Here is a 15,897-nt window from a genome sequence, read left to right on the forward strand (position 1 = left end):
TTATTTTAAAATTTTCATAACTTGTGTAGCTGCAAGTAAAAATGCACCTGCGCCATAATCAATGTTGTGTTCAAATTCAACATCACGTGGGTTGTAAGCGGGTAGTTGAACCCATCCAATCATGCCGTTGTCGTGAACACAGGTTTCTAATGCTTCCCACGACTTAGTGATGATTGGTAAGTAAATAGATTTATCTAATAAACCTTTTTCAACTCCCCACGCTAGGCCACAGACAAACAAAGAGGTAGCACTGCTTTCTGGTGACGGGTAATTCTCTGGATCAAGTAAACTAGTACGCCAGAATCCATCCTCTTGTTGATATTTAATTACTTCTTCAGCTAGCGCAGTGAACATTGCAATGTATTGCCCGCGAGTAGGGTAGTCTTGTGGCATATGTTCTAGAATTCTAGGGATTGCTGTTAGAACCCAACCAATACCACGAGACCAAAATATTTTTTCACCGTTTTTTTCTCGAAGCTCGGTTTGCTCATCATTTGGAATATATCGATGATCTCGATAATACAAACCAGTTTCAGGATCATACAGATTATCAACAGCGTCCCAGAAAGCGGTATCCATGTAATCTATGTATTTTTTATCACCTGTAATCGCTGAAATACCAGCGAATGCAGGAGGAGCCATAAATAATGAATCACACCACCACCAGTCACTACGACCATTTTTAGGGTCATTTACCATGATATCGAATGCCTTTGTGGCATACTCAATGATTTCAGGCGTATCCATCAAAGGGTAGAGTGGTAAATAGGCTTGAATACAGACATGGTCATCAGCAAAACGAGGTAAATGACCGGGTCTAAATCCTGTATTGAGTGTGTAGTCCATTAAACCATCAAGGTAGTCTTGATCATTGGTTTCTTTCCAGGCATCAGCCACGGATAGCCAAAATACGCCACGCTCCCAATCAGTTGCACGTAGAAAACGTTTTTTACCTGTGCTTCGAATGACAAAGCGAGTACGGTTCGTATGCTGCCATTGATAGACTTTTTTCATTAAGTCTTGAATGTGTTGCTTGTTCATTTTCAATCCTTGAATAATTAAAGAGCGTCTTCAAATTCGTCGTTTGTATTTGCTTCTTGTTCTTGGATAACAAGGTGCATATCATTCATTGTTGAGCGACCTATCTCTAGGACGATCTCAGACAGTTCTTCTAATGACACATCATCACGTTCAAAACATGCATTTGTAATCATTGGTAGGTTACAACCGCCAATAACTTTAACGTCATTTCGAGAGAACATGATTGCGACAGCTCGGTTACAAGGAGACCCTCCAATAACATCAGTTAGAAATAAAACGCCTTGACCATTATTTACTCTCTCAACAGCGTTGACCATTTTATGTTCAAGCTCTTCAGTGGTAATTGATGGAATAAAGTCAATGAACTCGATATAGCTTTGTTCACCAACAATAGCATCGACTGCTGATTTCATACCGGACGCGAAATTTATGTGCCCAGAAACAATAATACCAATCATCTTTAATCCTTAAAAAATACCAAGTAAATGACCGCCAACACCGGCAAATAGAGTTCCAAAAATTAAAACTGTTGGTGATTTGCCTTTTTTAACAAAGTAGTACATTAACCAAACTAGTAGCATTGGTAATATGTTAGGCATTATTTTATCGAACATACCAGTCTGTAGACTGATTGATGCAGCCCCAGCTTCAAGAACAATATCCGTCTTCACTTTAACGAATTTTGCTACCATTGAACCAATTACACCTAAACCAACGATGTTAGCTGCACGGCCTAATTTCTCTGCTTGGTCTGATAATTTTTCTAATGCTGAAACACCTGCGTTATAGCCTAAGAACAGTAACCAGAAATACATAGGAATACGGTATGCTTGGTATAAAACAAAGAATACTAAAACACCTAAAGGGTTGCCTTGTAATGCAATAGAACAGCCAATCGCTAATGTCAGAGGAAGCATAACAGAGTGATCCAATGCATCACCAACACCAGAAACTGAGCCCATGGTTGCCGCTTTAACTGAAGCGATAGTTGATGGTTTTTCTTTGTTTTCTTCCATTGCAATTGCTAACCCTAAAGGAAGAGTGAACATTTTTGGGTTTGCATTATAAAATTGTAAATTATTTTTTAGGGCTTTCTTAAGATCTTCAGGATTAGAATGGATCTTCTTTAATGCAGGACTGATTGAATAACAGAAACCACCTGCTTGCATACGGTTATAGTTAAAGTTACCTTCCATCAATAATCCACGAAAACCAATTTTCCATAGGTCATTTTTAGTGATTACTTTTTTTGTTGTTTGATCGTTATAACTATCGTGGTTCATGTCAACTTCAGTAGCAGACTCTGCATGTTTAGCTGATGGGTTTTGGTAGAATTCACTGTTCAAATCCATATTAATATTAGAGCTCATCGTCAAATCCTTGTGTGTTAGATGTGTTATTTGAATCTGATTTATTGCTATTTAAATAATCAAGAACTGCAATACAGGTGAAAATTACAGCGACAGCTAAAATTGGAAGATCAAAGTAAGTTGCACAAATAAACCCTAAGAAGAAATAAGGTAATATTTGAACGTTAAACATAGTGCGCAATAACATCGCAAAGCCAACAGCAGGCATCATGCCACCAGCGATAGCCATTCCTTTAACAATGCTTTCAGGTAAATATTCTTGAATAAATTCAGCCCCTGATGCACCAAAGAAAATAGCACTAAAACCAACGATGCCATAAAGTAGTGCTCTTGCGCTTAAACCTAAATAAAGTAGTTTGTCTAACCCCTTTAGATTAAGTTCAGCCGCATATTGATCCGCTTTTTGCATCATTGGTGCACAAGATGTGAATAAGAAAATAACGGCAGTTTGCATTGCAAGAGCAAAAGGGATCGACATACCAATAGCTGCTTCAGGTGTCATGTTTAATTTAATTGCGAACATGGTACCAACGATTGCACCGATGGTTGTATCTGGTGGTTGAACACCAGCATTTGATACTAGTCCTAACCAAGCGAGTTCAAATGTAGCGCCCGCAATTAACCCTGTTTGTAAGTCACCAAGAATTAAACCAACAACAGTACCGGTGACGAGCGGTCTATGAATACCAGTAAAAATATCGAATTTATCGATACCACATAATGCGGCCCATACTCCGACTAAGATAGCTTCCATTAACATTTTAATTCACCTTAAATATTTAGGTTTTTAGTTAGTGAGAAAATACATTCTTTTTCACTTTCTGGCATATGTTGAACAGTGCAAGAGCTACCATGTTCTCTAAGGATTTCAAAAGCTTCCATGTCTTTATCATTAACGTTTATATATTTGTTAACTTGAATGCGACCTTCATGGAAATGCATATTACCAATGTTAATTTCAGGTAGTTTGATACCACCTTTAACGATACGAGCAAAATCAATTGGGTCTTTACAAAGAACTAAAATCTTACGCTCAGGACCCGCTTTAGGTAGGTTATCTATTGTTTGCTGAATTGTTCGAAATAGAACAGCAAAGTCACTGCCTGCAGAGGCTTTAAATGGGGCTTGAAGTGGTTCAAGTCCTGCAATTTCATCATTTGCAACAATGATAGTATTCGCACCTGAATGTTTGCCCCATTGCAGTCGGATTTGACCGTGAATTAAGCGTTCATCAATGCGAGCTAAAACGATATTAGCCATTTATTTTTCCTTTAAGTAAGTTAAGTTGGTTTAAAAATTGTTACGTTATTAGATTTTAAGTTATCTAATACTTCCATAGACACATTTTCATCTGTGATGACAGCATCAATTGAGCTTGTATCAAAGACCCAAAATTGACTATGGTTCTCAAAACATTCTGAAGTAGCAATAACGATAATTTGTTCTGATATTTCACGTAATGTTTTGATTAGTTCTGCGTCTGATTCACTGTTAGCAAATACGCCTTGTGAAGAGCTAAACCCATCAATAAAGATGAATGACTTGCTAAATCTATGGCTCTTCACATTTTTTATCATTTGCGAACCTGTGAACTTCATTAGTTCAAGATTAACGCGACCACCCGTCATAAATAAGTGTATGTTTTCAACATGTAAGGTTCTTACTAAGTTCAAATCATTACTAACTACTTTTGAATGACACCAGTCTTTAACACCTCTCATTGATTGTCTAATAAGCTTATTGCTATCAATGAAAATAGAATCATTTTCTTGTAATAACGTAGCGACTGTTTGACCAAAGAAATCAAGCCTTGAATCAACGGTCTGTTGCGTCTTCTGATTGCTATCAGATAGCTGGGAAAGCACAGCTTTGTTAACTAGCGCGTATCCATGAGCCCTGATTAGAAATCCATTCTTCTCAAGAAATCTTAAATCAGCTCTAATTGTGGCTCCTGTTACATGGAAAATTGTTGATAATTCGTCAACATGTAGTTTTCCTCTTAATCCGACAAGATTAACTATTTCTAGTCGTCTCTCTAATGACGGTTTTGTTGTATCGCTATTTAATGTGATTTTCATTTGTTTTCACTTTCATTTGCAGTCTGTAGTAGTACGATAATTTCGGCAATCAATTTTTACAATAAGCTTGACGAAGCTCACGTTCTCATTATTGATACGTGACATGTATCATATCTTTGAATGGTTTCCTGCTGGATATATACCAGCAATGCTTCATTCCTAATACTAAATGAGTAGAAATCGTTGAAGTGCAACTCAATAATTTGTTGAACAGCTCAATTATTGGCGAATAATCATAGTCGTTCCTGACATAGAGCAAGCTATGTACAGCATCATTTAATGATACAGCAATTTAATTCTTTTTTCTTTTAGTTTCTTAAATTGTGATCAAAGTGAAAGAAAGTAAAAATTTTATGAATATAATGAAAAAAAAGAAAGCGTCAGGGATTTTTACTTGATCGCATTATTTAGAGGTAAACACTATGAGAATTAATGCTTGCACGGTTGTCATTCTTGGATTGGCAGCTACCGCAATTGCATTGCCGTTATCAGCTCGAACATGGGTTGAGGTCGGATCGGAATATGAAGAATATTTCAATGAAATAGATGATTCAGGAAAGGAACATTTATATGAGCAACTGACAGCTTATGTTCCTTATATTCGCTTTTCACATTCACCAAATAGCAATGAATGGAATGTTTGGGGGCGATATTTTAAAAAAGAATATATAAATGCTGATTTATTTCCTAACGAAATTACATCAATGACAGAGCGTGCAGAAATGCATTACACGCAATCAGACAGATTTGGTGCATGGCGTTTTCGTTCTGGTGTAGGCGTTCGCTACAACGGATATGATATTGATCGTTATGAGGTTGAATATCGTGCCTATCCACAAGTAGATTATTTTATTAATCCGACAAATCAATTATTTACTAATGGTCATGTCTATCTTGGACAAGCACGTGGTAAACGTTCGATGGATTCACAAGCAGAAGACTATGTTGATTGGGGATATGAATATGAATTTGGTTTAATTCATCGTATTAATACGACCTCGTCAATAAAGCCACACTTTTATACTGAGTTCGATAGCTTTGAAAATAACTATGACATTGATTACTGGCAATTTCGTTTGGTTTATACCCAAAAGGTTGGTCGTGTAACCATAAACCCATTTGTGCGGATTGGTCTGGGTCGAAATATTATAGAACGTTCTCATTATGATCCTGAGCGCTGGGGGATAGAACTTGATAAAAACTACTCACGAGCAGGTGTGTACGGAAATGTTGGGATCTCCGGTAAGTTGAATTTGATTTATGAAACGTATTGGCAAGAAGAGAAAAATAGTTATTACGATGGCGGAAGTGGCACAGTGAGGCCATTGCCTTATCGAAATAAATTCTTTGCAAAACTCGGTATGCAATACGTATTTTAAGGACATATTTTGAAAAATTTAAAACTATCCGTTCTTGCGGTGTCGATGTCTATCATTTTTGGTGCATTAAGTACTCCAGTTTTGGCAATTACATCACAAGACACAGAGCAACAAATAAATATATCTTCACAAGAAGAGACATTTTCAGCGATGCGAACTCGTTGGGCTTCGTATTTCTTAGGTGATCCTAATTTACCAATGAATGCAAAGTTAAGTGCTGAAGTTACCGTTATTAATAATGAAGCATTAGAGTTACTTAAAAATCTACAGCTTAATAAAGAAGGGTTGTGGGCAGATGTTTCTCTTGATAATGATAGTTCAGAAGGCCGTTTACAATTAGGAGCTCAGTTATATAAGACTTATCAACGCATATTTACGCTTGCTCGTGCATATAAGTTGAAAGGAGGAGAGCTTGAAGGTGATTCAAAATTACGTGAAATGGTCATTGATAGTTTGGCGTTTCTAAACGAGCATTATTATCAGGTAGGTACTGCAGAGTATGGTAATTGGTGGCAATGGGAGCTAGGAATTAGCCGTGTTGTTAATAATACACTGATTATTTTATATGATGATATCCCCTATGAAATTATAGCCAATTATATTGATGCGACTCGTTATTTTGTACCTCGAGCAACTCACCTAAGTGAAGGCTATGGAGCTCCGTATTCGAGTGCGCCTTTAATGTGGGAATCTACAGGGGGAAATCGTACCGATAATGCTCAGGTTGTCCTGATCCGAGGGCTACTTGAAAATAATGAAAGTGAAATAAAAGAGGCAATTGAAGCGCTATCAAGTGTCATTCCTTATGTAGAAGAGGGCGATGGTTTTTATAAGGACGGCTCTTATATTCAACATAAAGATTTACCTTACAGTGGTACGTATGGACAAGTAATGATTGAAGGGCTAGGCATGTTACTAGGTGTGGTATCAAATACACCGTACCAAGCCAAAGATCCTAATTTGCAAAAAATATACCCGCTGTTACTAGAATCTTTCGCCCCATTAATGGTTGATGGCCGCATGATGGATATGGTTAATGGTCGTGCTATCTCTCGTGTTTATGGACAAAATGATAGAGTGGGTCAGTCAATTCTAAGTGCAATGATGCTTTATTTAGAGGGGGCGCCACCAGAATATAAACAGCCGCTCGAAGTATTTATCAAATCGCAATTAGTGAACTCAAAGAATGGATTAGAGAGGTCGGGCATTTTAAGTGCGTATCAGATTGCTCATACATTGATGCAATCTAAAGATATTACGACGAATAAGCCTGTATTCCATAAACAATTTGCAGAAATGGATCGAACGGTACACCACCGTAACAATTGGTCTTTTGGTATTGCAATGCATTCGAAACGTGTTGGTAACTACGAATGTATAAATAATGAAAACCTAAAAGGTTGGCATACAGCAGATGGAATGACATATTTGTATAATGAGCAAGATCATTATCAAAATGGTTATTGGGTAACAGTTGATCCATATAAATTGGCAGGTACGACGACTCTTTTAGTTGAAAGAGATATTTGTACTGGTCAGCTTTCAACGCAGCGAGATGGACGTAACCGTTTAATGGGATGGACTGGTGGTACGGTACTTGAAAGTTACGGTGTAACTGGTATGGATTTTGTTAATTTTAACCGTGATCTGAAGGCTAAAAAATCCTGGTTCATGTTTGATGACGAAATTATTGCTTTAGGCTCTGCTATTGACAATTCAAGCGATAAAAAAGCGATTACTACGATTGAAAACCGTAAAATTGATTCAGAGTCAGTCGTTAAAGTTAATGGTAGCGTGTTAGGTCTAGATAATGAGTTTGTTGGTAAATTAGAGCGATTATCAATTAAATACAGTGATTCAAAAGCTCCGCTGCAATACGTGAGTTTAGACGAGCAACCAATAACCATTTCTAAAAAATGCCGTTCTGGTGATTGGTCTGATATTGGCAATAATAAAGGTTCTTTAGAGGCATGTTTTGTTGAAGCAACAATCGAGCATAAAGGGGATCTTGGTACATATGCTTATGCAATTATTCCAGAACAAGAAACAGTAGTTATGCCAGCTGTAACCATAGTTTCTAATACCAGTGATGTTCAAGCAGTAATGCATAACAAACTAGGTGTTTTTGCAGCTAACTTTTTTGATGATGGTAAAGCGGGTCATATTGAATCTGACTCCTCAATGTCGATTATAACTAAAGAGAGCAGTGGTTTAGTTACTATTTCAGTATCTGATCCTACTCGTAGTTGGTTTAATACTAAATTTGAAATTGATGGTCAGTTTGAAATTGTGACTGATATTGAAAGTCGTATAACGTTAAATAGCAATAAGGTTTCGGCAGATCTATCTGATTTAGCTGGTTCAAGTTATACGTTTACATTAAAACGCATTAAGTAAGATAAATGATGAAATCGTTTAAATATACTACCATCGCATTAATTGTTGGTGTGTTAACCGGTTGTGGTGGTTCAGATGAAAAAAATGAACCATTAAAATCTGAAATTCAATTTATTGATTTTCGTGCACAGTGGAATAGTTATTTTATTGGCGATTCATCACTACCGTTTGATGACGAGCTACATACAGTAGTTAACAAGCTTAATTCTCAAACTAAAGTGTGGTTGGCAAACCACACTTTATCTAGAACTGGTTTGTGGTCTGATATACGTCTTGATGTTCCTAATAATGAATTGGGTAATCAATTACACAAAACATACCAACGATTGTTGTCTATGGCTCGTGTATATAATTTACCTGGAGGGAAATTTAAAGGAAATGCTGATTTAAACAGAATCATTATTGAAAGTTTAGAATTATTAAATCAACAATATTACAAAACTGATGTACAAGAGTTTGGTAATTGGTGGCATTGGCAAGTTGGTATTCCTAAAAATATAAATGACATTTTATTGCTAATGGGTAGTAATATTAATACTAAACTACTAAAGCAATACATTAATGCCACTCGATATTTTGTTCCGAACCCAACACATTTTAGTGAAGGACTGGGGGCTGGAAGTTCAAGTAGTCCAAAACCTTTTGAAACAACTGGAGCGAATAGAATTGATAATGCACGAGTAGTATTAATTCGTAGTGTTTTAGAAAATAATGAAAATGAATTTAAAGCTGCTATTGATGCAATTATTCCTGTTATCGATTACGTTGATAATAGTGACGGTTTTTATATCGATGATTCATTTATACAGCACAAAGATATTCCATATACGGGGACGTATGGAAATGAATTAATTAAAGGCCTAGGAATGATGTTAGGGGCGATTGAAGAGACAGATATTTCATTTTCTGATAAGTTTTCTAATATTTATCCTATTATTTTTAATTCATTTTCACCTTTAATGATTGATGGGCGCATGATGGATTTTGTTAATGGTCGTGCTATATCGAGAGTTTCTGGGCAAAATCATAAGATCGGACATTCTATTATTGAGTCAATGTTATTGTATGTTGAATCAGCAAAAGGGGATGATAAAGATAAGCTTAAATCCTTAATTAAAACTCAAATATTGAATGATACTTTCCTAGATTATTTTGGTTTTGTTACTTCAATTAATACATATCAATTAGCACAGAATATTGTGAGTGATGATAGCATTTTATTGTTGAATCAACACAAAGAACATCATCAATTTCCTGCAATGGATAGAGTTGTGCACCACCGTGATACTTGGTCATTTGGGGTTGCTATGCACTCAAATCGTGTAGGTAACTATGAGTGTGTTAATGGTGAAAATTTAAAGGGGTGGTATACATCTGATGGAATGAACTATTTATATAATAACCAACTTGATCACTATACTGGTTACTTTGCGATTGTAGACCCCTATCAATTAGCAGGAACAACAGTTCTTGATGAAGTTAGAGAGAACTGTTCAGGGCAAAGAAGTGAACAACGTGATGGGCGACAAGATCTAATTGAATGGTCAGGAGGCACTTCTTTAGAAGGTTATGGTGTTGCGGGGTTTGATTTTACAAATTATAACGATCTTTTAAAAGCTAAAAAATCGTGGTTTATGTTTGATGATGAAATTGTTGCCTTAGGATCTGATATTAAAAATAATAGCAGCAGTAATGCAAAGACTATTATTGAAAATAGAAAAATAGAATGTGGTTCTGAAATTGTAATAAATAACAGTAATTATATTGAAAATCCTAATTTTATAGGAGAACTTAAAAATTTAGATATAAAAGTTCCAAATCAAATCAATCCAATTTCTTATGTTGTATTGGGTAGTAATAATACAACAATTGAAATTAAAGAAAATAAAGGTAAGTGGTCTGATATTGGTACTGGTTATGGTGCCTTATCTAATTGTTTTGTTACTGCGTCTATAAATCATGAAATGATGAATGATAGTTATAAATATATGATCATTCCAAACGATAGTAATAAAGAAGATTCGGTAGCAGCAATTGAAATTATACGAAATGACTCAATTACACATGCTGTTAATCATAACAAGTTAAATATATTAGCCGCTAATTTTTGGAAACCAGGTTCTGCGGGTATGGTTACTGCGTTGACCCCTTTATCTATTATGATAAAGAAAAAAGGAGATGAAATTAAAATTTCGGTTTCAGATCCTATGCACTCGCAACAACCAATAAAGTTTGTGTTAAATACATCATTTGTAATAAGTGATGATGTACATGATCGCGTTTATATAGATGACAGAAACTTAACTGTTGATCTTAATGATTTATATGGCGACACCTATACTTTTTCATTAAAGGAAAAAAACTAATGAACTGTAATAAGAATAAATATATTTTAGCTATAGGTATATCTTTTGCTCTAACTGGTTGCGGTAATGAAAGTGCAGATAAACCAAAAATACCAACATTACCTCAGATTGATAGTAGTAAACCAGTTATTGGTGATTTTAAAAATATAATAGTCCCTAACCTAGAAGAGCTTGCAGGTCTTAGTGGAACCGAACTTATTTCAGGAATTGAAAAGCAATTAAATTCGGGCTTAACCGCGAAATCAGGCCAATTTAAAATCATCCCAAAATGGGGGATGGGAGCATCTAATGCATGGGATGTAACAAATTTAAATGTAGTTCAAAATGGTGATAAGTATGTACTTGAAACTAAAATAGAAAAAGGTGTAATGGGTGCGCCATCAAGCTCTAATACAGTTACTAATGGATTTAGTTTTCTGATTGAACTGCCAAATGGTTTAGTTAAAGAAGCATCAATGTCTTATAAGTTTAAATTAGGCACCTCTCTTGGTTATGGTAGTTCTTCTAAGTCACCTGATTACATTTTTTTGGGAGGATTTACCAGTGGTGATCCATTAGTTGAAAACAAGCCAAGTGCAGAAGGTAGTGGGTTCACTTATAAATTATCTACTGATCGTTATGGTTATTTGAATACAAGATTTATGGATGGAAATAAAGATCTATTTAATCAACAATTTCAAAAACTTGGCAAACCATTAAAAGCTAACAATCAAGCATGGAATATTGTTCAATTAAATATTCAAGCGAATGATTTTTTTGCAGGGGTGCCATTAGATAATGGTTCAATTGCCGTTCTGCACGATACTGTACAAATTGCACCGAAAGCGGGGTCGTTTAGTGATAGGACGTTAATAAACAGTACTCATAATTATAAATTAACAACGTTATTTGAATTCTACCGTCATTATAAGCATGGAGCAGATCAAGATAATGCTTTACAACAACAAGTCATTCAAATTAAAGACTTAGCCATTGCTTGGAATGATGAAACAGTGACATTGCCAGATGTTCCTGTTGAACCAGCACCAGTAAATGCTTGTACTGAAAAAGGATTTGATCAAGCAAGAAATCTAGACCTTTCGAAACTTAAGGGGTTAACCGGACAGGCGCTTATTGATGGTATTGAAAATCAGTTAGGTGATAAGAATAGTTTATCTTCTGATTATAATACGAGTCGTAATAACATGGCTGTTGTTGATTTTGGCGGAGAACTTGCTTTGGAAGTAACATATATGGCTGGGCAGGGTTCAGTTAATGATGCAGAAAATGGCTCTAGCTTGAAGGTACCATTCCCTATATCTGAGACCTCTCTTTCTGGAGCCTGTATGGCTTATGATGTATTTTTAGATAAAGATTCATCAACGAATAATGACCTGATTTTCTTACCAAATATTAGTTTAGTTAACGGAACTGATGTTATATCGGATCATCGTTATTCAACCAGTAAATATAAGCGCTTTGCAGCTAAATTTAGCAACCCACCACATAAAGATTTAGGTTGGTTAGATATTGGTAAGACATATACGAGTAAAGGGAATTGGCATCCAACAATTCAAACAGTATCGTTTGATGGAACAGGATTGGGCAGTATTGATTACATTTTAGCTGGAAATACGTACTTTAAAACGGATCCTAACAAGTTTAGCGGAGAAGCATTTAATACCGTATTACATCAACTTGTCGAGCCTGACCTTGTAGATACTGTTAGTTTTACTACTAACTTTGATTCTTATCGTCATACATCTGGTGGTAATGAAGATCAAACCATTCGCTTTAAAAATATTGCGATTGGTTGGAAATAAATAGTACTTCGTGTTCTATTGATAATAGCCGCTTAATAATATTGAGCGGCTTTTTTATTGACGTTTGATTTGATAAACCACGTTCAATTGATTCAGTTAAATTACGTTACCCCGATCAAATTCTGCTTTTTTAAACCTGATATTCTTATGAATACTAATGATTTTCCTTACCAAGGATGGTGGTTATGCGTCATGTTTTCAGTTTGAACTTATGGTTTGTTTTTTTAGCTTCATTTCTTTTTACACCGTATTTATATGCAGAGCCAACACAAGAGATGTCTCGTCCTAAAATAGCTTTGGTACTTGCTGGTGGTGGTGCAAAAGGGGCGGCGCATATTGGCGTATTAAAAGCGCTTGAAGAGTTAAATATACCCATAGATATTATTACAGGAACCAGTATGGGGGCGTATGTCGGTGGTCTTTATGCTACAGGAAAATCGGCCTCTGAGATTGAAGCGTATTTGCATACCGTTGATTGGTACAGTGGCTATCAAGATGAGGTCGGCAGAGAAGAGAAAAACAGCCGAGATAAAAAGTATGAAGATAGATTTGCGATAAACCCATCGTTAGGAATAAGAAAAGAAGGCTTAAAATCACCAAAATCAGCGATTCAAGGACAGAATATGTTGAAGATTTTACGTGAAACCTCTGGTAACCCCGTATCTGTTGTATCGTTTGATGATTTTCCGATTCGCTACCGTTCAGTCGCGACCGATATTGTTTCAATGGAAGAGGTAGTTATCGACCATGGTTTATTGGTTGATGCAATGATGGCAAGCATGTCGGTTCCTGGTGCGTTACCACCTTATGAGGTTGAGACTAAGCTGCTTATCGATGGTGGCGTAACCAATAACATGCCCGTTGAGCTCGCAAAAGAGATGGGGGCGGATATTGTCATTGCGGTAGATATTAGCTCAAATTATATGACTAAAGAGCAGATAGGATCGTTATTTGATGTGGCATCTCAATTAACTAACTTTATGGTTAAACGCAGTACTCAAGAGCAAGCGGAATTTTTAACAGATAAAGATATTTTATTGCAGCCTCGAGTTGGTGATATTGAAACGACTGATTTTTCAAGTATGCCGAGAGCGTATCAAGAGGGCTACGATACTGCAATGACACTGAAATCACGTCTGCAATCTTTAGCGGTTACTCCTAACCAATATGCTCAATACAGGAACAAGATAAAGCAGCAATCAGCTAATGTTCGTTTAGCTCAAGGCACAATCATTGATAAGGTGGATGTTGAAAATCGTAGCCATTATGAGAGCTATAAATTAGAGCGTTTTATTCAATTTGAGCAAGGTTCACCGCTTAACAGTGATTATGTTGAAGACAAAATTCACGCTTTATACGCAACCAATCGCTTTGAAACGATCACTTATTTAGTTGAAGAAGATAACAATGAAAATGTATTAAAAGTGACTGCAAAAGAGAAAGAGTGGGGGCCTAATTATTTAAATTTTCGTTTTTTCTTAGAAGAGGATTTTGATACGCACAGTCAATATGGTCTTGGTGCTTCAATTAATTTTACCGATTTAAACGATTATGGCGCCGAGTTACGCACAAATGTTGAATTAGGAACAGATAAGATATTTGATGCGACCATTCATTATCCTTTTTATTTAAATCATCACTTCTTTGTGCAATCAAACATGATGTATAGCGATAAAAAACGCTCAATATCGACAAGCAGTTTAGAAGATAAAGAGCCAAACAGCAGCATGAGTTTTTATCCTGTTAACCTTCGAGATTTTAACGTAGATGCTTTATTTGGTGTGGAAGCAACAAAAGATCAGCAGTTAAAAACTGGAATTTTATATGCCAAAGGAAGTCATGAATTAACCGGACTGTCGGCGTATGGAAGAACGGAATATGAACGTTTAGGTGCAACGCTTGAATATAACTTTGATAGTTTAGACAGTATTTCATTGCCGACGCATGGTTCGTTAATAAATGCACGTTACCTATATGCATTCAATAAGGTAAATAGCCGAGATGTAGAAGGCTCTGATCATTCAGAACAATACATCGATGAATTTACAGCAGAAGCGTTATTTGCCAGAAGCATTGAAAGACATACTTTCATTGGTAGTGCGGAATACGGAATAACAAACAGTGATGATTACTTGGTTCCAGTTAATCCGATTGAGCTTGGAGGGTTTAATCACTTATCAGGCTTGCCACGAAACAGTTTGATTGGTGCAAACAAAATTTATGGACGTCTCACTTATCGATATCGTTGGTTTGAGAATGATTTAGGCATGTTTAAAACGGCGGTTTATTTGGGGGCATCAGCAGAATACGGTGGGTTATGGTCAATGAAATCAACAGACATTAGCTCTGCACCACTAATTTTTTCAGGCTCGTTGTTTGGAGGGATCGACACGCCAATTGGGCCGATTATTCTGTCTTATGGGCGAGCAGAAAACGGATTAGATTCTGTGTATTTAATTGTGGGTAATACGCAGCAATAAATAATCAATACTTGAAACATAAGAACATTAACGAAAGCTAAGGTACTATGTATTTACAAGGATAGTTTATAAGGGATTATTGTGAGCTGGATATTATTTACGTTATTGGCGGCATTTAGCCAATCATGGCGCAATGCGTTTCAAAGCCGATTAAGCAAAGAGATGAATGTGATTGGCGTGACGTTGTCACGATTCTTGTGGGCTGGTCCGTTAGCGGCGCTCTATCTGTTTGCTCTGTATAGTTATAACCCTGTCTCTATTCCTACGTTTACTTCGCATTCTTATCTCTACATTATTGGTGCATCCATCATGCAAATAGTAGCGACTGGACTGATGGTGGTGTTGTTTAAGCAGAAAAATTTTGCGATTGGTGCTGGTCTTGCAAAAAGTGAAGCGCCAGTTGCCGCGTTTTTAGGCGTTCTTTTCTTTGGTACTTCATTATCACTATTAGGATGGGCAGGCGTGGCAGTTGGAGCCATTGCGGTCTTTATGTTGAGTTGTCCTGATGGACTCCGTAGTCTCTCATTAAAAACAGCATTGATTGGACTCGCCTGCAGTACTTCTTTTGCCTTAACATCACTTTGGGTAAGAGAAGCAAGTCTTACCATCGACTTGCCTTTTCCACATCGTGCAGCTTGGGTACTGTTACTCGTTATTTTGTTGCAAACCGTATTACTTGTGGGTTATATGTTAGCCAAAGACCGTAAGACATTATACGCGATGTTTATCAAACCTAAATTGGTTGTTATGACTAGCATCGCAAGCTTTATTGGCTCACTTGGCTGGTTTAGCGCTATGTCTTTACAAACGGTTCCTCTTGTAAAAACGCTTGGACAAGTAGAGGTATTCTTTACCATGCTGATCTCCCTCTTTTGGTTAAAAGAGGGGATTAAACGTAAAGACATGCTTGCCCTGCTATTAATTGCAATGGCTGCAGTATTGGTTATGTGGTAGATAAGATTTTTTATCAATCACAGATGATTA

The 15,897-nt window shown here is 36.5% G+C and carries 12 protein-coding genes; 6 read left to right on the forward strand and 6 right to left on the reverse strand.

Annotated features, from left to right (window positions below; all coding sequences use genetic code 11):
- From ED622_RS04655 to ED622_RS04680, 6 genes are read right to left on the reverse strand one after another with little or no spacing between them, the layout of a single operon-like run.
- Positions 1-1,041 (reverse strand): glycoside hydrolase family 105 protein, encoded by a 1,041-nt coding sequence (locus tag ED622_RS04655; RefSeq protein ID WP_122032760.1) that lies wholly within the window; start codon positions 1,039-1,041, stop codon positions 1-3.
- A gap of 17 nt (positions 1,042-1,058) precedes the next feature.
- The gene (gene agaF, locus ED622_RS04660) at positions 1,059-1,499 is read right to left on the reverse strand and encodes a PTS galactosamine/N-acetylgalactosamine transporter subunit IIA (RefSeq protein WP_122032761.1); all 441 of its coding nucleotides are present in this window, start codon (positions 1,497-1,499) and stop codon (positions 1,059-1,061) included.
- Between the two features lie 9 nt (positions 1,500-1,508).
- Complete coding sequence (locus ED622_RS04665; protein WP_254052581.1) at positions 1,509-2,411, reverse strand: PTS system mannose/fructose/sorbose family transporter subunit IID; 903 nt, start codon at positions 2,409-2,411, stop codon at positions 1,509-1,511.
- The gene (agaW, locus tag ED622_RS04670) at positions 2,401-3,171 is read right to left on the reverse strand and encodes a PTS N-acetylgalactosamine transporter subunit IIC (protein ID WP_122032762.1); all 771 of its coding nucleotides are present in this window, start codon (positions 3,169-3,171) and stop codon (positions 2,401-2,403) included. The genes ED622_RS04665 and agaW overlap by 11 nt, the downstream gene beginning before the upstream one ends.
- 11 nt (positions 3,172-3,182) lie before the next feature.
- Complete coding sequence (locus tag ED622_RS04675) at positions 3,183-3,671, reverse strand: PTS sugar transporter subunit IIB (RefSeq protein ID WP_122032763.1); 489 nt, start codon at positions 3,669-3,671, stop codon at positions 3,183-3,185.
- A 20-nt stretch (positions 3,672-3,691) separates the two neighbouring features.
- On the reverse strand, positions 3,692-4,489 hold the full coding sequence (locus ED622_RS04680; protein WP_122032764.1) for a DeoR/GlpR family DNA-binding transcription regulator: 798 nt from the start codon (positions 4,487-4,489) through the stop codon (positions 3,692-3,694).
- A gap of 422 nt (positions 4,490-4,911) precedes the next feature.
- On the opposite strand from ED622_RS04680, the gene ED622_RS04685 reads away from it, so the two are divergent.
- From ED622_RS04685 to ED622_RS04710, 6 genes are all read left to right on the forward strand, one after another.
- A complete protein-coding gene (locus ED622_RS04685) occupies positions 4,912-5,868 on the forward strand; it encodes a hypothetical protein (protein ID WP_122032765.1) in 957 nt (318 codons plus the stop codon).
- Positions 5,869-5,877: 9 nt separating this feature from the next.
- Complete coding sequence (locus ED622_RS04690) at positions 5,878-8,265, forward strand: polysaccharide lyase 8 family protein (RefSeq protein WP_254052582.1); 2,388 nt, start codon at positions 5,878-5,880, stop codon at positions 8,263-8,265.
- 5 nt (positions 8,266-8,270) lie between these two features.
- Entirely contained in the window at positions 8,271-10,631 is a 2,361-nt protein-coding gene (locus ED622_RS04695; RefSeq protein WP_122032766.1) for a polysaccharide lyase 8 family protein, read from the forward strand.
- The gene (locus ED622_RS04700) at positions 10,631-12,433 is read left to right on the forward strand and encodes a hypothetical protein (RefSeq protein WP_122032767.1); all 1,803 of its coding nucleotides are present in this window, start codon (positions 10,631-10,633) and stop codon (positions 12,431-12,433) included. Before ED622_RS04695 ends, ED622_RS04700 begins: the two co-directional genes overlap by 1 nt.
- Before the next feature lie 185 nt (positions 12,434-12,618).
- Complete coding sequence (locus ED622_RS04705; protein ID WP_162922451.1) at positions 12,619-14,913, forward strand: patatin-like phospholipase family protein; 2,295 nt, start codon at positions 12,619-12,621, stop codon at positions 14,911-14,913.
- 81 nt (positions 14,914-14,994) lie between these two features.
- Entirely contained in the window at positions 14,995-15,867 is an 873-nt protein-coding gene (locus ED622_RS04710; RefSeq protein ID WP_122032769.1) for a DMT family transporter, read from the forward strand.
- The last annotated feature ends 30 nt before the right edge of the window (positions 15,868-15,897 follow it).

The organism is Aliivibrio sp. EL58 (genome assembly GCF_900312675.1).
Lineage (GTDB): Bacteria > Pseudomonadota > Gammaproteobacteria > Enterobacterales > Vibrionaceae > Aliivibrio.

What these genes read in the sequence shown, in the direction of transcription:
- ED622_RS04655 (WP_122032760.1), bottom strand. Translation starts at nt 1,041, where the DNA reads ATGAACAAGCAACACATTCAAGACTTAATGAAAAAAGTCTATCAATGG.
- agaF (WP_122032761.1), bottom strand. Translation starts at nt 1,499, where the DNA reads ATGATTGGTATTATTGTTTCTGGGCACATAAATTTCGCGTCCGGTATG.
- ED622_RS04665 (WP_254052581.1), bottom strand. Translation starts at nt 2,411, where the DNA reads ATGAGCTCTAATATTAATATGGATTTGAACAGTGAATTCTACCAAAAC.
- agaW (WP_122032762.1), bottom strand. Translation starts at nt 3,171, where the DNA reads ATGTTAATGGAAGCTATCTTAGTCGGAGTATGGGCCGCATTATGTGGT.
- ED622_RS04675 (WP_122032763.1), bottom strand. Translation starts at nt 3,671, where the DNA reads ATGGCTAATATCGTTTTAGCTCGCATTGATGAACGCTTAATTCACGGT.
- ED622_RS04680 (WP_122032764.1), bottom strand. Translation starts at nt 4,489, where the DNA reads ATGAAAATCACATTAAATAGCGATACAACAAAACCGTCATTAGAGAGA.
- ED622_RS04685 (WP_122032765.1), top strand. Translation starts at nt 4,912, where the DNA reads ATGAGAATTAATGCTTGCACGGTTGTCATTCTTGGATTGGCAGCTACC.
- ED622_RS04695 (WP_122032766.1), top strand. Translation starts at nt 8,271, where the DNA reads ATGATGAAATCGTTTAAATATACTACCATCGCATTAATTGTTGGTGTG.
- ED622_RS04700 (WP_122032767.1), top strand. Translation starts at nt 10,631, where the DNA reads ATGAACTGTAATAAGAATAAATATATTTTAGCTATAGGTATATCTTTT.
- ED622_RS04705 (WP_162922451.1), top strand. Translation starts at nt 12,619, where the DNA reads ATGCGTCATGTTTTCAGTTTGAACTTATGGTTTGTTTTTTTAGCTTCA.